Below are 24,412 nucleotides of genomic sequence, written 5' to 3'. Positions count from 1 at the left end.
CTACAACCGCGTGTATTACAGAACGACCCGCGGTTGCTTAGTTTTGGTTATGGCAGCCGGCGCAGCGGCGACTTCACCATTCGTCTTGTTGACGATTTGGCTGATTCGCTGAAGAGAACGAGTGCTCCCAGTCCTCGGGATGCAATTTGAAAACGCATCTCCAACCTTTTCTATCGTCGGTGAGCTCGATTGGCTCGCCCTCGATGTCAAAGAAATGTTGAAGCGACTTGTTAAGCAATTCTCGCTGCTTACGATTCTTGCGGCAGGCGTCAGGAGAGAGCCACGTCATCATGCCATGTTCTCTCGCAAACTTTAGGAGTAGCTCCCACTGTTTGCTTGGCTTACCACTTCGCGAATCAACCAAGCCCAGTTGCGAGTAAGTCAACACTTGGCGCTGGTCGCGGATGGTCACACTGATCTTTTCGGTGTCGCTGAAACGCAGCTCCACCTCGCTCCAGCGGCTACCACTTGGAGTTGGAAATCGTCCAGCCACGGTTTTCGCCGGTGGCATAAGTCGATCGCGGAATGCTACCAGTTGACCGCGCGCCCATTGCGACAAGTTCCAATCCCCGTCGTCGCCGCGAAGCATCGCCTGCTCTAGCGGAATGATCAAACAGCCACGCGTATTGAGAGCGGTCTCGTTTCGGCTGTTCAACATCCGATTAGAGGTGAGAAACAAAACGAAGGGACGCTGGGTCTCGGCCAATAGCGCATCGATGCACCAATCCAACCGGCGCGGATCGCTTACTTTGGCCAGGTACAGAGAGAATCCCGATCCGTTGGGATTCCCAAAGTGTCCAAGCCTGAAACGGTACATGGGACCGCCGAGCCGTTCGAAAGCCACCTCGAATCCGATCAGTGCAGCAAGCTCACCTGCGAACTTACCGAAGCTGAACTCGTAGCAAACAATGTCCCGTCGATCGACTGGCACATACGTCTCTGTCTTCTGGTTGTAGCCTTCAAAGACTCCTTCTTCGAATTCGGATACTTCGAGCCACTCGTATGGACGTCCTGGAACGGGCAGCGCCGCAGCCAACTCGTTGATCGGCACCAAGAGGTCTCGGTTGGAATCAAACGAGTCACCCAGCAACAACCGCCAACTCAGATGCGATGTCGCGACATCATCGAGCGCTTCAAGTGCTTGCCAAGGCTGGCTCATGACGAGTTTTCCTTGATGTTTGCTTGGCGAGAATAAATCCGCGTTGCGTTAGCCATGCTTCGATGATCGCAGACACGGTCCCGCGACTGTAAATCGCAACATTCGGCGGGCGCACTGTGATCGCCAGTTCGGTTTTTCGACTTAGTAGCTCCATCTTGAAGGTCGCGGAGATCAACCGACGTTCAATATGAATGTCCTTCTTTTTGGCTTGAGCCCAATCGAACAGATCGTCACCTTTTCGAATGGTGATAACGCCATACCGAGAGTCTGGATCGCCGAGCCATAGCTCAACCATGCGTACATTTCGCACACCTTCGATATCTCCAGGTGCCAACGCGTCGAATTCGAATTCTCGGAGCGGTTCAAGCGTGTACTTGGTACCGGTCGGAAACAGATCTTCGTTCCCAAACATGTGCATACCTAAGAGCCGACAATACAAGGCCTTCTCTTTGGCACTCTTGGCGTTGATCCTAAGTTCACCGAACTCGCGATTGTAGATTGCCGAAGCGCTTTGCACTGGCCAAAAAGACTGGAAGCCAAATCGGCCGTTGTTTAGGACGGGTTGTCGGCGGTACAGGCTTCCATGCATGATTGAGAACTCCACTTCGTTGCCATTTTCGAAGATTTCTACTTTGGTTCCCTGTGCTCGAAAACGTTCGACATGCCAAGAATCAATATCGCGTTCCAGTTGCTCGAGCGTCTCCTCGGCGGGCGTAACGAACTTAGGAGCAGTTGTCTGGTTTGCTTGAAAGTAATCATACGAACGAGCTCGCTTCAATCGCGAAAGTGCATGGGTCTGCACCAGCTTTTCACGATGCGATAGCAAAGCAGCTGTGACGATGTCGGCTTCTGAATGCTCACCGCCAGGCTCAAGACCCAGTGAACTGGCTGGAACTCGATCCAGTAAAAGTTCCACGGTAACTGCGTTGGCTAACTCGTCAATAAGGCAGATCGCGTCTAGTAGGTCAGCCGGAGTTTCACGATCGGCTTGGGTTATCTCGCGTATGACCGCTTGGCAATCGATCGAATCAGGTGACTCGATGCGTACGGACCGACTTGCGAAGAAGTCGGTGTAAGGTTGGAGCAATTCGAACAATCGCTTGGGAGCGATCGATTCCAAAACGCCGGGGCGCGATAGACGCGGAAGTCGAACAGAGGTCATGGTGTCTGCCTAGAAAAAGTTACAAACGCATAGCAATCCTTCATTGATAAAACGTCAATCGATCCAACCGGCTGACGAGAATAAGCGATTGGCAGTGGTTGGTCTCTTCGGTATCCACCGAGTGTTGTTCCTGATTTGGGCATCCCATCCATCAGTCCATGACCGTTGTCCTGCGCGATTCCATCCAGACCAAACCACTGCCAATCGCGAACGCTATCATTCACATGCGATTGACACGTTTGGTCACAGCAAAAAAGAAAATGGGGAAAAACCACGCGCCTTAAACCGGCTATCCCGGTTTCAGGGTTTTTTTCGGCTCCCGCGCTTAGATGAAGCGCGCTTAGTTGACGTTCGGTTGGTTGCTGACGCCTTCGTCTGATCGCTCGGACGCAGGCGCTCACCCGGCATCTTAATGATCAAAATTCTTCGAGGTTCTTGTTCGTTAGTCCTCTGAACATCAACAGTCTTGAAAAGATCACGAAGGTGCAGAGATGTCCCTTGACGATCAGTTTGATCAAGAACAATAAGAAACCCTATTCTTGCGCTCGTATTCTGATACTCGCATGTTTGAGAAGAGTAGGCCTGCTCAAGCGAGGAGAAGGAGCAGTCGCGCTCCTCACGTTTGACTTCAATAACTAGGTGTTCCGCTCGCAATTGAACGAATACATCCGCACGCCCGCCCCCAATATCTGAAACCTCGATCTCAGTACCAAGAAGAAATGGCCGTAGTTGATTCAGTAAATCTGCTTGCAATGCCGATTCATGTGCTTTCGTTCCATCAGCAGCGCGGAATAGGTAGGAAACGTTTGACTCGTGTCCAACCGTCATTTCAAGTCGGCTACTAACAAACGACGTCAACCACAAGATCAAAGTATTGAATAGTCTCTGAACAACTGGAGACCGTTGATAATCGGGATGCGACTCTATTGCGGCAATCTGTTCATTTAAGACTGCTAGTTGAGCCTCGGTGAGCGTTTCCAAGAACACACCAAACGCACTTTGCATCACACGTGCAAGTCTCTCGCCTCGGTCAGGTTGCGGCATCAAATCAGCAACAACATTGACAATCATATCCCTCCGTGAACTAGAACATAAAACACGACGAGTAACCTGAGCGGGCTTTGCCGAACCAACCTTTCCTAACAGCTCTTCTGCACAATCAGAAAGGTCGGAGCTTGCATTCCTTTGGAGCCACGTGCGCAACAAAGTTGCGAACGCTGGCTGTTCAGCGATGCAGGAAACAATTTTCGGTTGTACTAAACGCTCAATCGCACCTTCCTCATCCATCCTGAGGATCGCGCGACTCGCTTGAAAAATGGGCAATAAGTGAAGTTCAATCATCGACGCTGGTTCGTACCAAGCGGGCGAAACCAATCCATCATCTAGTCTTTGAAGATTCTCCGCTAACTGGGTCCATTGAACGACTTCTAGTGACCTGGCTCCCAGCCATGGCGGATCGCAAGTACTACGATGATAAAGCCTTAACTCCAAAGTTCTGCGTCGGATTTCGTCTGATAGAGTGTTGTTAGGGTCATCAAGCTTGCACTCATAGAAGTCCATAAGGGTTTGTAAACAAACGTCAAAAAGCCTTGCATCTGGCCGGCTATTCCCAAATTTCATGGACTTTCTGAACCAGCCGCATGCTTCAACGATGTTCTCAATTGCTTTTTTGCAATCAATACATCGCAGGAATTTCACCATGTGTGCAATCCCTAACTCGAACGAAGCCTCGTCGGCTGCTTCTGAATGTCCCGAAAGATCATAAAGTCGTTTCAGTAGTGAATCATCAAACCAATATGTGTTTGCAATCCCCACGATCTTTGCGTACCAGCGAGAAGGTGCGGTCGATGAGCTCCAGTCCAAGTCAAGTAACGCGGCGATAAAGGCATATCGCAGCGACGGCTCTCGCAGCGCAATACGTAGGGCACCGTCAAGAACTCCAGAGCGCCCGACCGGTCCCAAACTCTCGGTATTTATCTGGTCGATATAGACACGAAAGAGCAAAGGCTGGAGGCCGTCGGAAATGCATGAATCAATCGCGTTGACGCAACTACGTAGCGCAATTCCATTTGTGCAGGACGCAACTAGGGATAGGATAATCTCGTTATGAGAATGATCCTCAACAGCAGCAAGCGCCTGAACTATCTCGGGCAATACAGGAGAATTTGCTAAACTGGAAACTCCTTCCTTGATCGATTGGAAACCACCAATACTTTCAACGCTGATGACTTCGCCGTTCTCCAAGAGTGAAACGACTCGCTTCTCGACGGAGTGAAGTTCCTGATTTACCAAAGGTAATCATCTCCCGACGCGCGGCGTGTATGTTCGTCCTTAACGCAATCCAGGATTACTTCAGAGGCGATTGAAGCGATAAACACTTGAAGCTGCTCATGTTCGAGAGCTACTTCCTGCAATCCAGCCATCAGTTGAGCTAGATCCGTGGCTGTCACCTCTTGAGCCGCCGGTGAGTCAATCACAAGTAGCCCAGGATACCTCCCAACGCCCAATTGTGTGCCCACGCTGATCATTGCGAGGACAGTAGCAACCTTTAGTCTTAGCTTCTCGCCCGCTGTTACTTTACTGTACGACGTTTGCTCATCACCCTTTGATAGTATCAGAGATAGATTTCCGCGCAGCGTTGCAGATGTAAGATTAATCATCCCAAATCGGTTTGCATATTTGACGATTGCCTGAGAGACCTTCGTTAAAATGTCTTCTTGCACCGCTTTCACTCGCGACTCCGTTTCGACAAGAGCTGCTTCCAACACCACAAGATCGATTGGCTTCTCCATGTTTTCGGGAATTGACTTACTAGCTTCTTCAATGCGGGCTTCCAACACAGCAATTTCTTTTGCAAGCTCATTCCTTCTCGACGGTTTTTCAAATTTCTTTGCTTCGTTTAGAAGTGTCGCCTCTAGTTCGGCAAGTGACTCCTGTTGCCTCGATTGTTGCTCCTCAAGTGACTTGATTTGCGACGCCGACTTGGACTTTGCCTGCTTGGACGCATCTAAGCGATGACGTAAATTCCGCTCGATTTCTGCAGCATCGACGTCGCCGTGAATCGCCTCGCCGCATAAAGAGCAAGCGTTACTAGTGCTCTCCAGCTCCTTCTTCGATTTAGAAATAGAGTGCTCACATCGGGGACAACATGACGGCTCGAGGGCTCGAAACACTCCATCAGCCGCTGTGGCATCAACGTGATTTTGGAGATCGCGTCGATCTTCCAGAAGAGTGTTATTCGCCGCCTCGAATGCGGCATTTGCCTCAATGATTGCGCGATCGAGTTTACGCAAAATCGACCGATCTTCGTTTAGCTTCGTTGTCAGGTCACTAATCCGATTGGTTGCAACGGCGATTGTTGGTAGTTTATCCCACTCCTGTTTCTTCGAATCCAGCTCGGTATTCAGCGTCTTAATACGATCATTGACGGACTCTAAAGCGTCATTTTGTAGGCGGGTTCTCGCTAATTCTTTACGATTCAGCTCTCCAATCACGGCCTTTATCGAAGACAGCGTAGAAACCCAGGGAACGCCGAGATACATTTGCGTCAGCCGTATTGGGAGCCCTGATTCAGGCGGCAGTTCACCCACGAGAACTTTATAATCCGTGCCGATAAACAGCACGCTGCTCAGAACCTGCCAACCATGCTGCACGATCTTTCCACCAGCTTCACCGAGTGAACGATGTACAGGAAGTGTTTCCATGCGAAACTCGTGCATGAAGAAGTTGGACATCACGTCTTCGAATTCGTCTTCGTTGCCAAATGAGTTGACAGTACGTCGATTTCCTGTCTTGCTGTATCTACTTAGCCGCCCTTCGATACCGCTTCCTGAGCTAACTTCAATTTCGAATGAGGTCTCCTCTAAATCGAATCCCAGTCTAACCTGTTTGATCCACGACCTTACGTCCGCTTGAAGGTTGTCTGCCGGTCGTCCTCGCAACATCCAACGAATCACCTCTAGGACGGTTGACTTACCTCGAAGGTTCTTGTCAGAGAGTATTGCCCAGAAACCAGAGCTGAGTTCTTCCCATCGAAACTCAAAGGGCAATGGTGATTCGTCACTTCCTTTATCACCAGAAAAAAAGATCGACCGAATTAACAGCCTCTTCGGAGCCGGAACCACAGGGGAAGGTTGAATCTGGTACGAAGATAGAATTTGTTCAACACTTTCAGCATCTTGCTGAACTTGCTCAGCAATCGATTCCAGCCATTTGCGATTCTCCAATTTCGGTTTCATGTTATGCCCTTGTGGTACTCGGCTTACGTCGATCTAGCAGTCGACTTCGGACATCTTCTGCTATTGATGGTATAGTTGCTCCGAGCTTCGTGCTCGCATATTCGATTCTCTCGTATTGTCGTTGCTTCAGTTCGTTCCCATTCCGTCCGTTTGCGATTTGAGACACCAATGACGATCGTTCGCGGTACCATTTGAGAACTGGTGCTTGCTTTTCAATTCCTTGGCACGTCTGAATAGCCTTGGGCATGACGAGATAGTCGGTCTCTAGCACGCGATCAACTGTTCTCCGTCCTCCAATTCGAATCATTTCTCGTGAACAAAGTATCGCTAAAGCATCATCTAGCTTCTCGTAAGCTCCAAACCGCCACCGAATCATAGGAATACGTCTAAGGTCAGGTTCATCATCAATAAAGATTTGGGCCGCTATATCTAGTAAGTGGTTGTCACCGGTTTTGTCAAAAAGCTCAATCAATTCGTCAGCAAGATAGTCGGGGTAACGCATCCAAAAGTCGAATGCGCAAAGACGCGTGTTTCCTTGAAAGAGCAGGCTCTCACCAGCTGCAGAGACGGGGTCGGGCTTTTGCCCACCCGCAGCTAACAGAAATAGTAATCTCACAGCATCAAGGTAAAACGAATGGTGGTTCATGTGTTTGGGCTCTTCAGTTTTACATAGTCAAAGCTATAGGCATCCCTGCGAAGATGAGCAGTCAATCCTTCAGGGTGTTCTTTAGCTTCTCCCAATCGCCCTCAACAATCCACGCGAAGCGATAACCATCGGGGCTCCGTTGCGCCCAAAGCTCACCAATATCGCGTTTGTGCTGCTCATCGGGGTTGGATGCCAGTTTCGCATTCTTGTACTCGACGATCACCATGGTTCCATCGAGTAATTCGACGATGAAGTCCGGAAAGAATTTGCCGGGCGATTTCGGCAACCAGAATCCACCGTGGGATTCGTGATCTAGATTTCGGAGCCAACGCTTTACGTTTGAATGCGAGTCGATGATCGTCGCTGTCTCGAGCTCTTTCTTGTTCATGTCGCCGATTAGGTCAAAGGCATGCTTCTTGAACTTGTGGCCGCCTGAGTACTCGTGTGTTGGGTTGTAGCGAAACTCCTCAACATGAATGGCGAAATCCCTGTCCGTCGTGATCGACTCCGGATCGTCTTTGATCAACATCTCGGTTGCCTTGCGTAACTGCACGCGACCATGGTCCGTGATTTTGACACGAATCACTTCGGCTAATTCGTGGCGTCGTCGCACCAACATCGAAAGCGGAATGCCGCGTTTCTGGACCAGTGCCTGGATGACACGCAAAAGCCAAGGTTGGCTGAAACGGAGTGGCAGTCCCTGCAGCGAATCGCCCCGATGAATCTCGCGGTCAATCCAGCGAACTAGGTTCACTTCTGACCAATCATCGTCCTCACGAATGAGCTCAAGCTGACGGAGCCGTACTTCGCTACCAACTCGCGAGACCAGTCCGGCTTCATTTCCACCGCGAGATTCTATGTCGATGGTGGCAGAGTTACCGATTTTGATGTCGGATGCGAATTCACTTTCCAGGATGGAGACGTCACACTTATTGAGATCCCAGTCAAATTGGTCGAGCTCGATAGGCTCAAGCAATCGTCGGCGGTCATCAGTCTTTACGCTCAAGCGTGGGACAATGAATGGTACTGCGAACTGGCCTGGCAACTTGGGTGTTATCCCTGCAGGTTTTTCCAGTTCCCAGTAATCATCGATCGCCTTTTTATCTTGCTCAGTGTTAACTGCGTTTTGAAGCTGGTGGAGTTCCGTGGGTGTAGGCAAGTCCTCAAGTACCAATGTGCTCGATTCAGGTTCCCATCGAATCTTATTAGCCAAGGTTGGCGTGAGCTTGTCCGTTGCTGGGGGAGCTGTCATTGGGATGCGGCTGAAGCCGAGTCCCTGTTGAGCAGCGTTCACCTTGACTCGCAACGCGTCTGCTGCGGAGCGTTCGTCGAATCCACAGGTTTCAACCATCCGATCGCGTAATTGCATCGCAGTCTGCACGACATTGTCGCTCAATACAAACGCATAGGCTCGATCGAGGGCCGGCACGTTCGTTGGACAAGCGTTCGGCATTCGCAGAATTCGACCGATCAACTGCTCGACGGCAGTTGCGGTGGCCGTATTTCCAATCGAACCTAACACGTAGGCCCAAGGGCAGTCCCACCCTTCGCGCAGCTTGTCAACGGTAATGATGTAACGGATGGGACACTGCAACGCCATGAGATCCGTGTCACCGATCTCATCGACACTACCTGTGCAGATCTTAACGTCGGATTCAGGCACCTCAAGTTTCTCAATCAAGGCCTTCTTCACAGCCTCAACCGTGTGCATCTCTTTGGTTTTAGAGTTAGGCTGAGCCTGAATCAGTGCGATTGGTCGAATGGGCTGGACGCCGTTATCCCGATGTTCAAGATCAGCGAGAAATTCAAGTTCCTCGCGGCGATGCTTGGTCGCAGCAAGTACTTCGAGCCAGTCAGAGCGACTCTCAAGCTCAACAGGTAGCTTGATCATGCCCTCATTCTTGAGTGCCAGGGCGCTGACGCTGTGAAGAACATTGCTCGCATACTTTGGATTAGTGCGATGCGATGGGTCGTGCGTTTGCTCTGGTGTGGCCGTCAGCTCAAGGACAAACGACGGTCCGAATCGCATCAAAGATTCGAAGGAAACTGGTGTTCGAGCGTTGTGTGCCTCGTCCATCACCACAATAGGCTGTCGAACTCTCAGCGCATTCGCCAACGACAGTTGAATCAGACCGGACTCATCCCTCTGTAGATCTTGAACCACAGCCGCTGGCAAATTATCCAGCGGCTCTTTCATATAGCCATTGTCACGATAGATCCTACGAGTTGCGTCGAGCTCTTCGCCACTGCGGTCGTCGCGAATCCTGTAGGACTGAATCGTCGTCACAATTACGATGGCAGGACCACCAGGACGCACAAACTGCGGGCGAGTCAGCGCTTCTTCAAGCGTCATCACTTCAATTGCTGCTCCGAGCTCCTCCTCAATAGCGGCGCGGTAAGGGTGGTTAGGATTCTTCAAACCACGAAGCGTCTGATCACGAATCGTTGTACTGGGTGTGATCCACAGAACGGCAGGTCGGTCGGTTGCAAGTAAGCTTCGGCCGACGACACCGACAGCATGAGCGCCCAGAAGTGTCTTTCCACCACCGGTCGGGATTCGCAAACAAACGTAAGGCACACCGCCGAACCCTGGCGTCGATAGATAGTCTCGCTCGGTGAACTCGGCAAACGCGTCATGCTCCGGGCGATGAACGCCAAGCAGCGATTTCTCGCGCACGGCCGCGGCATAGTTACGAAGAATCGAGAGAGATTCCGTCTGGTACTGTTTAAGGGCCAATCGCCACATCGGCAGTTCTCCTAGCTTTCGCGCAATGAATAGGGGATTTGCCGAAAGACGATGTTCTCTCGAGCTAGAGTTGATTCGCTGAGTCGTGTCGCTTCACCAAAGATGACACGACTGCCTTTTCCTTCTGGATGCGGAGGCAATCCAGCCAACACACTGTTGGTCAACACGTTGCCTCCAACGGGGCGACGATCACCTAGCACGCCGTTGTAGAGCAAGTAAATCGCACGCCCCTGATGGACGCCCAGCAACGGACAATCTTTCTTCGGGCGTTTCGGAACCGGTACGCCTGTTTCCAACAAGTACACATAGCGAGCTAAGTCGGTGAAGGGAACTTCGCCGTTGATGTCACCGAACTCGTCAAGCAGTGTGCGACCGAGTTTGCAGTATCTGAATCCGGAGCCTAGGCCAGGCTGAGTCTTTCCCTTTGAATCAGTATATCCGACGCTCGTTTTAAGCAGTCGCTCTCTAGTCACTGTCGTTGATATATGCGGGTCGATTTCAACAAGTACGCACTTTCGCGATCCGCCATCTGATTGGTTTGCTGATAGTACAGCATGTCCCGTAGTTCCGCTGCCTGCGAAGGAATCAAGAACAATAGAATCTTTGTCTGTCGCAATCTGAATGAATCTCGAAATCAGTCGCGTGGGCTTCGGTGTGGGAAAGTTCTCGCCTTCGATGTCCAGGCTTATAATCTGCTTCATCGCTTCATCCGTATGGCCAACTTCTTCATGGGGAAGCCAAGTCCACGGCACAAGCCCTTCAACTTCTGTTAGGTAGCGAATGATACCGGGTGCACTATCTCCCTTCTTTCCAAACCAAATTCTCCCAGCTTCCCGTAGTTTCAGATACTCCGGCTCAATAGTGCTCCAACACCGACCTTCGGGAGGCCTTAAGACTTTTCCTGAAGGCGCAATCACATCGTACATTTGATTAGGCCGATATCCCTGGGCGGTCATTGGAATGGCACGCCAACGACCATTTGGGTCGTTATTCGGATTCTTGTAAACTTTGGAGCTTTTTTCATCGAGTGGAATGCGATTGCGTGTCTTCTTGAACAAGTCCGGTTGCATCGCGTAGAGAAGAATGTATTCGTGGACATCGCCCACAGCCTCACGATTCTCACGTGAGTAACGCTTTTGCCAAACAAACGTTGCAATGAACGAACTACGACCAAAGATTTCATCCATTATTGACCGGAGTAGGTTCACCTCGTTGTCGTCGATGGAAACAAAAATGGCACCATCTTGCCGCAAGAATTCTCGCAGTAATGCCAATCTCGGATACATCATGCAGAGCCATTTATCATGCCGACACAGGTCCTCCGCTTCCTTGCCGACGACCTGCCCAAGCCACTTGTTAATGCGCGGATCGTTAACGTTGTCGTTGTAGACCCAGTTCTCGTTGCCTGTGTTGTACGGCGGGTCGATGTAGATACACTTCACCTGTCCTCGGTAACGAGGTAACAGAGCCTTCAGCGCTTCGAGGTTGTCCCCTTCAACGAGCAAATTCTCGGCATCCGGGTCTCCAAACGAAAGCTTTGGGTCGCATTCCAGCAACCGCGTAGGGATATGCCGATGATGATCAACGACAGCTTCTTTGCCGATCCAGTTGAGTGTTGGCATCCATGTTCCCTGTTGGTTTTCAAATCAAAATCTTGCCCTGCCAGCTACTAGCCAGTGAGAACGATCTCGGGTATGTTGACTAGAGAGTGCAACAATTTACCGCTTTTGGGCACTGCGAACAAGTGGCGAACAAAATGACGCTTGGACAGAGATTGCGAGAGCTTCGAAAAGCAAAGCGGCTCTCGCTGCGTGAACTGGCTTCCCGCGTGGATGTCGGCTTCACGTACCTTTCGAAGATCGAGAACCACAAACTCGAAGATGGCCACAGCCCATCGGAAAAGCTGCTCCATCTGCTGGCCATCGAGCTTGGCGGAGATGAAGAGGAGTTGCTCCTTATGGCCGAGAAGGTCCCCGAACCCATCCGCCGTCGCGTTATCGCTCGCCCAGACGCTTTCCGACGCCTCGCGGAACTCTCCGATCGAAAATTGGATCGAGTTCTTGCGAGCCTGGACTGACCAACCGTCGGAACGAGATTCAAAATGCCAAGAGTTGCATTTCTGACAGGCATCCCTGGAGCCGGGAAAAGTTGGATCGGAAGAGATCTCTCATCCCGAAACCTTGCCTCCCACATCAATGGTGATGAAGTGAGGCGAAGGGCTGTGCTCAACCTTTGCCCTGAAGCGGACTTTCGGTCACTTTGGAGCGAATCATTTTGGGACAAATTGTTTGTAAGCACCAACGTGCAACCCGCGATCCAGCATGCGATCGACTCGTTCGTTGTGCCAAACCTGGATCATTCCCTGCCACTTCTTTTCGACGCATTTCTGACAAGCCATGCCGGGTTTCGTTCAGCATGCACAGCTGCGTTGAATTCAGCTGGATATCTTGTGGAAGCGGAGCAGCTTTTCTGGATCGACCCGCCTTTAGTAAAAGTTGTTGAGCAAGCGAATTCGAGAATCAAAAATGGTATTCGGCCGGGAGAAAGTCCGATCGACGAACGAGATGCAGATCGACGACGGCAAATACTTCAGAATCGATTGATTCCGCCCCTCATCGCAATTCGAGCTGAGGCTCCCCAAGTCCTCATTGAACAAATTACGACATTCATGTTTCCAGATGGATAAGCCAGCCTGTTTTCATCACGGTAGTCGCATAGAATCCGCGTTGCTGTCGCGCCGAAAGAAGATTGCTGACTTTACTCGCGATTTTTCCACAGTTTCCGTTGCGTTCGCCAGCTAGATATCGTCGCAAGGACTTGAAGTGACTTTAGCTGGATCGGCGTGCGGTCGTTGTGGTTCTTATCGAAGAGCAGGAGTTCTTCTTGAATCTCTGGTGCGAGTAGCCGCAAGTTCATTACCTGCGTCACGCGTGCTCTTGTAACATGGCCTAGGCGGGCGAGATCGGCATAGTCGGTGACGATGCCTTGCCTTATTAGGTCCTCGAAATGGATCGCAAGAGCCATGTAGCGCGAGATGCGAGGGATTCGTTCGAGTGTTGGCTTGGATTCGTCCGATTGAGCAGCGCCTTCGACAATTCGCTTCTTGGCTCCACGGCCACGCTGCTGAACGGAGAACTGAAAATCGACACTTACTGGTTTAGTCATGATGCGGCCTCGTGTAACTCTGAACGGTTTTCCATGGCAATCGTCTTGATTCCGTCTGGATGAAATGTGATCGTCACGCGGCCAGTCGCGCCGTCGTAATCGATCTGCCTGACGATCAACTGTACGATCCGCGCTTGCTCGCGGACTGTGAGCGATTCCCAGATCGGAACGAAACTGGTGAGCGCTTTCACAACATCGTCTCGTGTCAGCGCCTGGGCCTGCAACGCATGCACTTTTGCTGCGACGATTGTGTGTCGATGTTCTGCCCGATGAAGGCTTTCGTGCCAATCAGCCAATTGCTCGAGCGACTTTGAACTTGGATCACCTGGCTTGATCGTTGGAGCTGCAATTCGGATTGCTTCATTCCAATACTCCAGCTCCTTCACAAGCCCGTCCCGTTCGGCCACAAGTACCCCTAGTTCGCGTTCAAATTGAATCTTGGCTTGTTCTACGACTTCGTCGACCATCGCCGCGTCGTGTCCAACGTGGCGTATTTTGTCCACGACAAACTTCTCGATCTCGGCGGCCGGCACCGACTTCGATTTGCAGTTTTTCCAACCGCGCTTCTGAGCCTTCATGCAAACGTAGTAACGGTAGCGTTTGGTGCCATTCTTGGTCGTATGAGTCGGCGTCATCGAACAGTCGCAGCAAGCGCATCGCAGGATTCCTTTGAGCAACGCACCGAATTTGTTTCTCGCTTCGACACCGCCAGTGCGGCCGTTTCGCCGGAGAAGCGATTGCACCTTTTGCCAAACGTCCGCGTCGATAATCGCGTCCTGCTCACCTTCGTTGATTTCATCCTTGTAGCCAAGCTTGCCGATGTAGGTCACGTTGGTGAGCAGGCGGAATAACGTTGGTTTGGTAAACTGCGAGCCGCCTCGTTGTGTTCCCTTCCGCGTTTTCCATGTCTTGTTTGTCCAGCCGCGTTGGTCCAACTCGGCGATCGTCGCCATGATCGACTGCTTCTCGAGGTAAAGATCGTAGATGGCTCGCACCTTGTTGGCCTCAAACTCGTTGATTTTTAGTTTGCCGCCTTGGCCGTCGATATCGTATCCGAGCAGTGGCATGCCACCCGACCATTTGCCTTTGCGTCTCGCTGCAGCGATCTTGTCACGGGTTCGTTCCGAGATCAGCTCGCGTTCGAACTGAGCGAACGACAGCAACACGTTGAGCATGAGTCGCCCCATCGAGTTGGTCGTGTTGAATTGCTGGGTCACGCTGACGAATGCAACCTGGTTGCGTTCGAAGACTTCGAGCATTCGAGCGAAGTCCATCAACGAGCGACTCAGTCGGTCGACCTTGTAGACCACCACGCAATTCACTTTGCCGGCTTCGATGTCCGCAAGCAATTGCCTAAGCGCCGGACGATCCATGTTGCCACCGGTGAATCCACCATCGTCGTATCGATCGGGCACACAATGCCATCCCTCTTGCGTCTGGCTCTTGATATACGCCTCGGCGCATTCACGCTGGGCGTCAAGCGAGTTGAATTCCTTGTCGAGTCCCTCGTCTGTTGACTTGCGAGTGTAGATGGCACAGTTCAATTGACGATTGTTGGCTTGTTTGCTCATCGCTTGCCTCCTTTCTTGTTTAGATTAAAAAAGTGGTACCCGTTGCAGTGCTGGCCTGTGATCTTCTTGGCCACAGCGCTGAGCGTTTTGTAGATCGCACCCTCATATTCGAAGCCGTTCTCCAGAACGAGCACCAGGATCTTCTCGCCCTTGTAGACCCGTTCGAGTACTGATTTCGGAGGCGGGAGACGATTGTCTTCTTCTGGCTGGACGAAACCCGTCACCGTGTTGCCGACGGGCTTTGATATTGGCTTGGTCGCTTTGGGTGCGGTCGTACGGATGTCGGTACCGCGAGCGAGTTCCGCAGCGCGACGTCTGGCTCGCTCTGAAATGTCGCCTTCGATGTTGGCCTGCATCTTCCAAGCGATGCGCTTTACGAGCCATTGCTTGTTGCGAGTGTTGGTAGGCTCGCCCCATGTCTCTTGATACTTTTCTCGCAGTTGCCCAACCGTCATGCGTTGAAGCAGAGCGATCTCTTTGTCGATATCGATTTGCACTGATTTCTCCTGAGAAAGCGGACTCACTGGTCGTTAACCACGTTGGTCACAGAGAGCACGCTTTCCGAAGAAACCTCAAGGCAAGCTGCTGCCAATTCCTGCGGAACGTCGGCTAATTCTGAATCCTTGATCGCCACACGCGATTTCATCCGAACGATGCCTGCGGCCAAAATCGCAGCGATTTCCGATCGCCGGGCTGGCGCGGACATCAAAGAAGGGGGAACTGTCGAGAGCAACTCGCACCTCCATGCTCAACGCCGCTATAATTGGCGGCTCGAAGACAGACATTCGCAGCCACAACAGCCGCGTCTATCTGTAGGAATACCCGATGCGAGTTCGAAATGACGGATTAGGGTACGAAAGAAACGTTCTCATGCCGCAGACATCGTCTCTCGGCAATTCCATGAAGCCAAAATAGAAAGTATCGTGAGAAAGAATGGCGGTAAAATTTGTCAATCTTGATGCGTTGCTCCCCAGAGAGGACTTCGAGGTAATTGCTTCCGACGAACAGGTACCATCTCAGTTAGGCGACACACTCCCTCTATCTGATCTGGAGCCAGGGCGTTTTACATATGCAGCGCTTCGCAAGCCGGACTTTCAGCGTGAAACCTCTAACTGGAGTCCCCAGCATGTTGTTGACTTTGTTAGAAGTTTTGTGGAGGGCGATCTCATTCCCGCAGTAATCCTATGGCAAAGCCCCGCAAATAGTAGTTTGTTTGCGATCGATGGTGCGCATCGTCTTAGCGCTCTGATTGCTTGGGTACGAGACGACTATGGCGATGGAGACATCTCTCGAAAGTTCTACGAAAATCGAATCCGGCCAGAACAGCTTGATGCAGCAGAAGATACGAGAAGGCTCATGAAAAGCCAGCTCGGCTCCTTCAAGGATTTTCAAAATGCAATTTTTTACCCAGACAACTCAGATCCATCTCTAGTGCGTAGAGCCAAACGGTTGGGAGCCGTTGCGCTACCATTGCAATGGGTACGTGGAGACGCGAAGAAAGCGGAGCAGTCGTTCCTTAGGATTAATCAAAAGGCCACGTCGATTGATCCAACAGAGATGCAGATAATTGAAAACAGGAACAAACCGAATGCCATAGCTGCGCGAGCAATCGTAAGAGCAGGAGTTGGGCATAAATTTTGGAGCGGATTTACCTCTGAGAATCGTCTTGAGACGGAGCAACTCGCAAAGGCGATTCACACGCTCTTCTTTGAGCCACCGATCAAGACCCCGGTCAAAACCATTGACCTTCCAATGGCCGGCCAGGGCTATTCACCTTCAGCGTTGCGACTCGTTTACGAGTTCGTGAATACTGTAAATGATTCTCGCACTCTGACATCAACGAAGAAACTACTTGACGACACTGATGGGACTGACACTGTCAACTTTCTGAAGGAATCAAGGAAGCTTGCGGCTTTATTGTCCTCAAATGAGCCCTGTTCGCTCGGATTGCACCCTGCCGTCTATTTCTACGGTTCAACGGGAGCGTATGTACCATCAGCATTTCTGGCAACACTTCAATTTGTGAAAGAACTGCGAGACACCAATAGACTGATGAAGTTTACGTCCGTTCGGTCACAATTTGAGGATTTTCTTGTTGAAAACAAACACTTCATCAATGCCATTGTGAGCGAGAAGGGAAGTGGCTTTCGCGCTGTCCCGTTCATCACAAAAATGTACAAGACTATCTTCGGTGAACTTCTCCAAAAGCGCAAGACAGACCAGTTGCTCCATGCTCTCCATGAGCAGGGGCTGAAATTCCTTGAACCAACAACCGACGGAGCTAACGGGACGGGGGCGTTCTCCTCTGCGGCCAAAAGCGCAGCGGTATTGTCAAATGCATTGACGAATGCGTTGCGGTGTGGTGAGTGCGGTGCACGCGTGCATCATGAAAGAGCAGTAACGATCGACCATAAGGTCCGGAGAGAGGATGGTGGCTCGTCCCACAGTAACAATGCGATATTAATGCACCCATTCTGCAATTCTGGCGTCAAAGAGAAGCGAATAGCCGAACAAACAGTTCATCCTAACTCGCAATGATTGCGTGCGGCACTACGCAGTTGTTCTCCGTGCAAAGACTAACTAGGTGATACAGCATTTGTCCTGGAACCACAGCCAAAGCTTCCGAAATTAATGGGCGCATGTCGGTATTCAACAGTTGTTGCATTTCAGAGGGTCGGTATCTGGCTACCGTTCCCACGTAAAACATCAATAGCAATGAGTACGATAGATGATGTAACTTTGGGGAGCCTAGGTCGCAGTAATAGACATACCCCTTTGGCGTCAAGAGCGAACATATATCGAAGGTTGCGTAGTCGGTGCAAACGTTTCGGTATATGCGATCAAAGTTGTCCCAGCTAAATTTCTTGCGACTCGCTGACCGGTGGACAACGCATCCGTCCTGCTCACAACTATCCTTGAAGTATGCCTTGCGAACTCCAGTATAGAACTTCTCACTGCACACCCTGGAAAGTTGTTTTTTTTCATATGCAACCTCCGTAAAGAGGTGTGTCTCTGTTGCATTCATCATGAAGCGGATGTCCAGCGGCAAAAAACTCCTCTTCTTACTAGACATGTGCTTAAGCGTAAAAGCCATTTCATGGATTTCCGGAAGGTGCCCGCAGATTCCCTTAATGGAGACCGAATCACGTCCTGCAACAGGCTTTCCGAGCAACTTAGCGAACTCGTGAAAAATGTTCAGTGCCGCGTTCGAAGGCGGCGCAATTTGCACTTCTTGTACAGATCCCAACGGCAACGAAAGCCCGTGATGCTCAATTTGGGTTTCTAGATCCACGCCTCGTATTGATAGAAAGCACTTAACAAGGTTGAGGATTCCGTAGTATGCCAATGTTCCCTGCGCTGGAAGAGAGCTTCGCCGACTCGCGGCATAAAAGGATTCCGCAAGATTCGTGTAATAGAGTGCTCTTTCTAGTCGCATACGATTTGCCCCTCGCGGGCCAGCTGTAAGCTTCTGGTTGATCCAGGCTGTTAAGAATGACCATGGGTCAGCAGTCAGCAGGAATTGAGAACCTGGCGGTGCATCAAAGGGCGAGTACACAACTTTTGCGTGGCTGAATGTGGCTTGTTTGCCAGGTTCATGCTGTCGGCTCATCTAAACTGCTTTCACCGAATTGCATGCGTCTCGCATGCACCAATAACAATTTGGAACTGGTTTGGAGGATTACTTATGCTAGCTGACGGAAATCTCAGATCGCAAATAGAGGTGTACACCGTCTCTCGCCACTGTCGAAAGCTAGTTCCCCTAATGGAATTTGTGGCTAATTCTACAACCGGATTTGTATTCAAATGAAGCAAACAGCTAGATCTTTTCGAAACGGTTCTCATCTGGACTCCGAACGAGAACTCTGTGTTAACTCTGGAGGCCCCCGAAAAGAGAGAGTCAGAGAGTTCGGGACCGTTTTTTCGCACTGGCGGGCGCAACCTTGAAGGTTGCGTTCGAGAGACGGAAATCTCTCTGCAAACAGAGAGCGCGGCGGTGTGGGCCGGCGAACCGCAAAAAGCGTTGGAAACCCGCGAAAAACTGGGTAGAAACGAAAAACGCCCGGCGGTCGATCTCTCGCCGCCGGGCGTTAAGTCTTTTGGTCGCCAAAGTTAGAACTTTGACGAAAGCTCCCCGTGCGCAACCCTCTTCGTAACAATACTCTCTGCGCTCGAAATTCGTAAAGCCTTGCAACGCAAGGATTTACGAAGTTCGAGACCCGTTCGGTTATGTTGTGGGTGAAACGCCTTCGAACCTCCGCAGTTATCAAAAACCCACCATTGATGGGATTTCACATGCCGGCGAGTCTAAACCTTCCGCGCGGCGGAAGCAATTCCTATTTTATCATTAACACATCCATTACACCCACAAAACCCGCTGATCAGGTGGCGCAGTTCATTATGTTCAGGAATCCCCCCAGGATGATCGCGATGTTAGAGTTTTTAATGTCTGGGAGCGTGCAAGTCAGCACGCTGCCGCAGCGCAAAAGCTATTAATTACGGTTAGGTTAGGGCGTGTGCCTGTCTGGATTGGGCGCGGCTGATGGCAGAAGTTCATCTGTTTTTCGGAAATCGGATTCAGCATGACTTTCAGTCGGTTTTCGCCATTCACTCAAATGCTGCATGACAACGTAGAAGAGAGGTACGAAGAAAACGGCCAAAATCGTAGAAGTTAGCATTCCGCCGACCACCGCCGTTCCCAAGGACTGCTGGCTGGCGGCGCCGGCTCCTTGGGCTCTGACCAGCGGCATCACACCGAGAATAAATGCGAATGAGGTCATCAAGATCGGACGGAAACGCAGACGAGAGGCCTCGATTGCCGCTTCCCGAATACTTCGACCGTGCATTCGCAATTCTCGTGCGAACTCGACGATGAGAATCGCATTCTTGCTGGCTAGCGCAATAATCAAGACCGTTCCTATCTGGGTGTACACATTGTTGTCCATCCCACGAAACGAAACTGCGGCCACGATACCAAGCATTCCAATCGGAACAACGAGAATCACGGCAAAGGGGAGAATCCAGCTCTCGTATTGGGCGGCGAGGACGAGGTAAACGAGCAACACGGCAAGGGCGAACACTGCGAACGCTTGCCCGCCTACCAGTTTTTCCTGATAGGCCATTCCCGTCCAGTCGAATCCCATCGTGTTTGGAAGCACATCACGGGCAACCTTCTCCATCGCCTGAAGCGCTTCGCCGGAACTTCGTCCCGGAGCCGACGATCCGATAATCGAAGCGGTCGGATAAAGATTGTACCTGTTAATCACTTGTGGCCCAAAGGCTTCGTCGATGGTAAGCACTGATCCAATCGGAATCATTTGCCCGTTGGCGTTACGCACGCGCAGGCGATATATGTCGTCAGCCGAATTGCGGAATTGCGGCTCAGCTTGAAGACGGACCTGATAGGTGCGACCAAACTTGTTAAAATCGTTGGCATAAAACGATCCGAGATTTGCCTGCAGGGTGCTGAATACGTCATCGAGGTCCAAGTCCAGCTTTTGTGCTTTTACCCGATCCACATCAGCGAACAATTGTGGGACACCCGCACGAAACGTCGTCTGCATGGGTCCGAGCTCGGGCCGACTTTGTGCGGTCTGGATAATCTCTTGAAGTCGTTGGAACAATTCTTCTCGGCCCACGCCGGCGCGGTCTTCGATCTGGATCTGAAAACCGCCTGAACTCCCCAGCCCTCGGATTGCAGGTGGGACGATCGGGAAAACCACGGCCTCGTGAAGTTGTCCCATCTCCTGTCGCAGCCTGGCGACAATCGCCTCTTGCTTGAGTTTCGAGTCATGACGTTCGCCCCAGTCCTTGAAAACGGCGAAGGCCGTCGCGGCATTAGGGGCGGTCGTACCATCCAGAATCGAAAGCCCGCCGAGAACGAGCCAATTGTCAATCGCCGGCTCATTCGCAAACACTTTGTCCAGCTTGTCCACTACCGCCCTGGTCCGTTCCTGCGATGCACCGTCGGGCAGTTGAACGCTCACTAAAACATATCCCTGGTCCTCTGTCGGTAGGAATCCGGTTGGCAGAGAGAAATACCACCAGCCGGTGCCAGCTATCAGCCCGAAAAACAGTAGCATCCCTAAGAAGGCCACCCGCAGGAACTGGCCAAGAAAAAACACATAGAGGCGCTCCACCCAGCCATAGACTCGATTGAATGCCCGAACGAAAAGATTGCGTTTTTCTGGCAACGGACGCAGATAGGTCGCACACTGCACCGGCTTCAGCGTCAAGGCGTTAATCGCGCTGAGGATGGCAGTCGCAGCAATTGTTAGTGCGAACTGTCGGTAGAGTTGCCCGGTAATGCCGCCGAGAAAGGCCGCAGGAAGAAATACGGCCGTAAGAACTAGCGTGATGCTAATGACCGGCCCCGTCATTTCTTCCATCGCCTTGATAGCAGCGTCGCGCGGCTTGAGCCCTCGCTCGACATGGTGCGCCGCGTTCTCCACGATGACAATGGCGTCATCCACGACGATCCCAATCGCCAGCACCAAGCCGAACAAGGTTAGGAAGTTGATCGTGAAGCCCAAAAGCGGCATAACAGCGAACGCGCCGACGATCGTCACCGGAACGGTTGTGGCGGGTACCAGCACTGCACGCCAGTCGTGCAAGAAGACGAGGATTACCAGTAGGACGAGGACGCCAGCTTCGATCAAGGTATGGTACACTCCCTCGACGCCCGCCTCGACAAACTTGGTAGTATCGAAGGGAATGTTGTAGTCCAAACCAACTGGAAAATCCTGCTTGAGTCGCTCGATGGACTCGCGAACATTCTCCGCTACTTCCAGAGCATTCGCGCCGGGTAACTGGTAAATAAGAATACTCACGGCCGGGGTGCCGGATCGGACACTAAAGGAATCGTACGATTGGCTTCCCAGTTCGACGCGGGCGATGTCGCGGAGGTATGTAACTCGTCCTTGCTGCTTCTTGACGACAATCTCTTCAAATTGTTCAGCATCGCTGAGCCGGCCGATCGCTGTCACGGGGAGCTGAAGCAACTGATTTTCCGGTGCGGGAGCCTGCCCAATCTGGCCAGCAGCCACCTGGACGTTCTGGTCGCGCAAAGCGGAGATCACGTCCTGAGTAGTTAAATTGCGTGCGCTGAGTCTCTCGGGATCGAGCCAGACCCGCATGCTATAGTCCGTTCCCCCTCGAACAACCACATCACCTACTCCTGAAACACGGCTCAGCTCATCGCGCAAACGCAGGGTCGAATAGTTCGCCATGAAAAGGCTGTCGAATGTCTCGTCTGGAGAAACAAGCGAGATTACCAGGATGATGTCGGTTGATTGTTTCTTGACAGAGATACCCTGGCGGCGTACTTCCTCCGGTAGAAGTGGCTCGGCGATCGCGACGCGGTTTTGAACCAGTACTTGGGCGGTGTCAAGGTCGACGCCGATGTCAAACGTGACAGTTAGCGCGTAAGAACCGTCTGCCGAGCAGTTGGACGACATGTACAACATACCTTCAACACCGTTGACCTGCTGCTCGATAGGTGCGGCGACGGTTTCCGCGACGACACGGGCGTTGGCCCCTGGATACACAGTTGTGACCTGCACGGTCGGTGGAGTGATCTTGGGATACTGTTCCACCGGCAGGTTGAACATCGCAACGACGCCAAGGATTACCATAATGATGGCAATGACATTCGCGAAAACGGGGCGGTCGATGAAGAATTTGGACAGCATAGGTTTACCTTAGAATTCTATTGCATCCACAAAGCGGAACGCTGTAAGCCAAGTTCGAAGGCGCAAAGCGAGGACTTGGGTCACTGAACATCCCGCCGCGACGCTTTGGTGGGTGCCGCAACTTTCACAACCTCTTCTGGCTGCACTAACTCCGGTGCTACCTTGGCGCCAGGACGTGCTTTTTGCAGGCCACTCACGATGACCCGATCGGTGGCGGTCAATCCTTCGCGAATCGACAGGTATCCTCTGTGCTCCATGTTTATTTCGATCTGCACGGGGCGTTGTTCCACGGTGTTGTTGGCATCGACGACGAGTACGTAGCGGCCACGCTGGTCTGCGGCGAGTGCGGTTTCGGGAACGAGCAGGCGCGTCCTTGGCAGACCGACTGGAACCTGAATGCGAGCGAACAAGCCGGGGACGAGTTTCCTGTCCGAATTAGGAAGCGTCCCGCGAACGAGAACGGTTCCGGTTTCTGATTCGACGCGGTTTTCCCGGAAGTTAATAATGCCAGCGTGCGGAAAACCCGTTTCTGATTCCAATCCGATCCCCAGCGGCGCTCGCATCAGCGACCAGTTCGAAGATTGCGCCTCGTCCGTTTGCTGGAAACGCAGGAGATCCCGTTCGGGAATCTCGAAATCTACGTAAATGGGGTCCATCTTCACGATGGTTGTTAATAGGGTTGGCTCGTTGTATCCGACCAGGTTTCCCACTGTCACGAGCGTCCTTCCCACACGGCCTGAAATCGGTGCGTAAATCTTGGTGTAACTCAAATTGAATTCCGCTTGCTTGAGTGCTGCACGAGCTTTTTCCCGTTCCGCCTTGGTCACCGCCAGTTTGTTCTGCTTCGATTCCCATGTTTCTCTGGAAGTCGCTTTCTGTTCATATAGTTCCGAAGATCGCTTCGCTTCAGACTCAGCAAGCTTCAACTCTTGCTCGAGGCCCGTTATGTCGGCCGCCTTTTCATCTGCTGCTGCCTGATACTCGCTGGGATCAAGTTCGTAGAGCAATGTTCCCTGTTCAATTTCGGCTCCTTCTTGGAAGTGGATCTTCTGCAAGACGCCGCGCACCCGCGCACGGATGGAGACCGTCGCGACAGCTTCAAGATGCCCTGTATATTCGCGTGTCTCGGCTAAAGATCGCTCTACCGGGTGGCTCACGAGTGCTTTTGGTGGCGGTGGTGCTGCAGCCGAAGTTCCCGGGGGGCTCTCGCCCCTCTGGCATCCGGCAAGAATGAACAAGGCTCCTGCTAGTAGCCCCATCCATCGAACATCAAAGGTACAGTTACAGACTACGGGCGTTGGTGCGTCTGTCGGAACGTATTCAGTTTGGCGAGTGATTGGCGAAATTGTCCTGGCGAATCGGCTCATCGCTTCCTCTCCCAATAAATTCGTTCGGAATCAGAAAGGATGCCGTAGAAAACGATTTCCACGATATCGTCGGCCTGTTCACGCAAGGATCTCTGCCGGCCGGCGACGTGGTTTGTGAACATAGTTCCATATACAAGGTCGCTGATAACCGATGTGATGCGTTGAACGGGCATCGAGCGCACGCGCCCCGCATCAATCAGCGACCTGTACAACTGCTGCCAACGCTCGAGGTTCTTCTCGCGGTGCTCAATGTAGGTAGGTTTCTTGCGATCGCGGAACAGAGCGCGTTCCTGGATCAGGAGCTCGGCGAATTCAGGATGTTGGTCGAAAAATCCAAGGAACGCTTCAATCGCTGCGACAATCTGCTCCAGAGGATCGTCGCGAGTGCCTATCGCGGCGTCGAGGTATTCGCGAAGTCGGCCCATGGCGCGATCAGCTGCTGCCAGAAAAAGCTCCCGCTTGCTGGGAAAATACCGATACAAAGTTCCTTTTCCAATATTTACGCGATCAGCCAGCTCTTGGGTGTCGGTGCCAGCGAATCCTCGCTCTGCAAAGAGCGTTGCGGCGACGTGAAGGATCTCATCAGTGCGTCGCTCCCAAAGTTCTTCGTCAACGGGTCGTACTCGGGTGTTTTTGATGGTGCTCACGGAAATCTCCTGGCTGACTAGAA

19 protein-coding genes are annotated in these 24,412 nt (G+C 51.9%); 3 read left to right on the top strand and 16 right to left on the bottom strand.

Annotated features, from left to right (window positions below; genetic code table 11):
• Positions 1-73: 73 nt before the first annotated feature.
• From SH302x_RS14090 to SH302x_RS14055, 8 genes are all read right to left on the bottom strand, one after another.
• A complete protein-coding gene (locus tag SH302x_RS14090) occupies positions 74-1,159 on the bottom strand; it encodes a hypothetical protein (RefSeq protein WP_479363044.1) in 1,086 nt (361 codons plus the stop codon).
• Complete coding sequence (locus SH302x_RS14085; protein ID WP_479363043.1) at positions 1,134-2,321, bottom strand: hypothetical protein; 1,188 nt, start codon at positions 2,319-2,321, stop codon at positions 1,134-1,136. The genes SH302x_RS14090 and SH302x_RS14085 overlap by 26 nt, the downstream gene beginning before the upstream one ends.
• Positions 2,318-2,545 carry a hypothetical protein gene (locus SH302x_RS14080; protein WP_479363042.1) on the bottom strand — a complete coding sequence of 76 codons (228 nt, stop codon included), beginning with the start codon at positions 2,543-2,545 and terminating at the stop codon, positions 2,318-2,320. The genes SH302x_RS14085 and SH302x_RS14080 overlap by 4 nt, the downstream gene beginning before the upstream one ends.
• Positions 2,546-2,621: 76 nt before the next feature.
• Complete coding sequence (locus SH302x_RS14075) at positions 2,622-3,662, bottom strand: hypothetical protein (protein ID WP_479363041.1); 1,041 nt, start codon at positions 3,660-3,662, stop codon at positions 2,622-2,624.
• Positions 3,663-4,606: 944 nt separating this feature from the next.
• Positions 4,607-6,559, bottom strand: a complete 1,953-nt coding sequence (locus SH302x_RS14070; RefSeq protein ID WP_479363040.1) for a hypothetical protein — start codon at positions 6,557-6,559, stop codon at positions 4,607-4,609.
• A gap of 1 nt (position 6,560) precedes the next feature.
• Positions 6,561-7,175: a hypothetical protein gene (locus tag SH302x_RS14065; RefSeq protein WP_479363039.1), complete on the bottom strand. Its 615-nt coding sequence runs from the start codon at positions 7,173-7,175 to the stop codon at positions 6,561-6,563.
• Between the two features lie 91 nt (positions 7,176-7,266).
• Entirely contained in the window at positions 7,267-9,951 is a 2,685-nt protein-coding gene (locus SH302x_RS14060) for a DEAD/DEAH box helicase (protein ID WP_479363038.1), read from the bottom strand.
• A gap of 11 nt (positions 9,952-9,962) precedes the next feature.
• Positions 9,963-11,573 (bottom strand): site-specific DNA-methyltransferase, encoded by a 1,611-nt coding sequence (locus SH302x_RS14055; RefSeq protein WP_479363037.1) that lies wholly within the window; start codon positions 11,571-11,573, stop codon positions 9,963-9,965.
• A gap of 134 nt (positions 11,574-11,707) precedes the next feature.
• On the opposite strand from SH302x_RS14055, the gene SH302x_RS14050 reads away from it, so the two are divergent.
• Complete coding sequence (locus tag SH302x_RS14050) at positions 11,708-12,028, top strand: helix-turn-helix domain-containing protein (RefSeq protein ID WP_479363036.1); 321 nt, start codon at positions 11,708-11,710, stop codon at positions 12,026-12,028.
• Positions 12,029-12,379: 351 nt separating this feature from the next.
• The gene (locus tag SH302x_RS14045; protein ID WP_479363035.1) at positions 12,380-12,637 is read left to right on the top strand and encodes a hypothetical protein; all 258 of its coding nucleotides are present in this window, start codon (positions 12,380-12,382) and stop codon (positions 12,635-12,637) included.
• A 71-nt stretch (positions 12,638-12,708) separates the two neighbouring features.
• Here SH302x_RS14045 and SH302x_RS14040 read toward each other — a convergent pair whose 3' ends face one another.
• Genes SH302x_RS14040 through SH302x_RS14025 form a run of 4 tightly spaced genes read right to left on the bottom strand, consistent with a single transcriptional unit; the run spans position 12,709 to position 15,420 of the window.
• Positions 12,709-13,116: a hypothetical protein gene (locus SH302x_RS14040; RefSeq protein WP_479363034.1), complete on the bottom strand. Its 408-nt coding sequence runs from the start codon at positions 13,114-13,116 to the stop codon at positions 12,709-12,711.
• Positions 13,113-14,687, bottom strand: coding sequence for a recombinase family protein (locus SH302x_RS14035; RefSeq protein ID WP_479363033.1), 1,575 nt, complete (start codon positions 14,685-14,687; stop codon positions 13,113-13,115). Before SH302x_RS14035 ends, SH302x_RS14040 begins: the two co-directional genes overlap by 4 nt.
• The gene (locus SH302x_RS14030; RefSeq protein ID WP_479363032.1) at positions 14,684-15,184 is read right to left on the bottom strand and encodes a DUF2924 domain-containing protein; all 501 of its coding nucleotides are present in this window, start codon (positions 15,182-15,184) and stop codon (positions 14,684-14,686) included. Before SH302x_RS14030 ends, SH302x_RS14035 begins: the two co-directional genes overlap by 4 nt.
• Positions 15,185-15,207: 23 nt before the next feature.
• Positions 15,208-15,420, bottom strand: coding sequence for a hypothetical protein (locus SH302x_RS14025; protein WP_479363031.1), 213 nt, complete (start codon positions 15,418-15,420; stop codon positions 15,208-15,210).
• Positions 15,421-15,620: 200 nt separating this feature from the next.
• Between SH302x_RS14025 and SH302x_RS14020 the strand changes: the two genes are divergently transcribed.
• Positions 15,621-17,225, top strand: a complete 1,605-nt coding sequence (locus SH302x_RS14020; RefSeq protein ID WP_479363030.1) for an HNH endonuclease family protein — start codon at positions 15,621-15,623, stop codon at positions 17,223-17,225.
• Here the strand turns inward: SH302x_RS14020 and SH302x_RS14015 are convergent.
• From SH302x_RS14015 to SH302x_RS14000, 4 genes are all read right to left on the bottom strand, one after another.
• Complete coding sequence (locus SH302x_RS14015; RefSeq protein ID WP_479363029.1) at positions 17,212-18,297, bottom strand: YaaC family protein; 1,086 nt, start codon at positions 18,295-18,297, stop codon at positions 17,212-17,214. The genes SH302x_RS14020 and SH302x_RS14015 overlap by 14 nt on opposite strands.
• An 895-nt stretch (positions 18,298-19,192) precedes the next feature.
• The gene (locus SH302x_RS14010) at positions 19,193-22,375 is read right to left on the bottom strand and encodes an efflux RND transporter permease subunit (protein ID WP_479363028.1); all 3,183 of its coding nucleotides are present in this window, start codon (positions 22,373-22,375) and stop codon (positions 19,193-19,195) included.
• Between the two features lie 80 nt (positions 22,376-22,455).
• Positions 22,456-23,742, bottom strand: coding sequence for an efflux RND transporter periplasmic adaptor subunit (locus SH302x_RS14005; RefSeq protein ID WP_479363027.1), 1,287 nt, complete (start codon positions 23,740-23,742; stop codon positions 22,456-22,458).
• On the bottom strand, positions 23,739-24,389 hold the full coding sequence (locus SH302x_RS14000) for a TetR/AcrR family transcriptional regulator (RefSeq protein WP_479363026.1): 651 nt from the start codon (positions 24,387-24,389) through the stop codon (positions 23,739-23,741). The genes SH302x_RS14005 and SH302x_RS14000 overlap by 4 nt, the downstream gene beginning before the upstream one ends.
• Positions 24,390-24,412 lie beyond the last annotated feature (23 nt).

Source organism: Njordella calcicola, from assembly GCF_056494125.1.
Note: the sequence above shows the minus strand (reverse complement) of the source record. Positions and strands in the feature narration are given on the sequence as shown.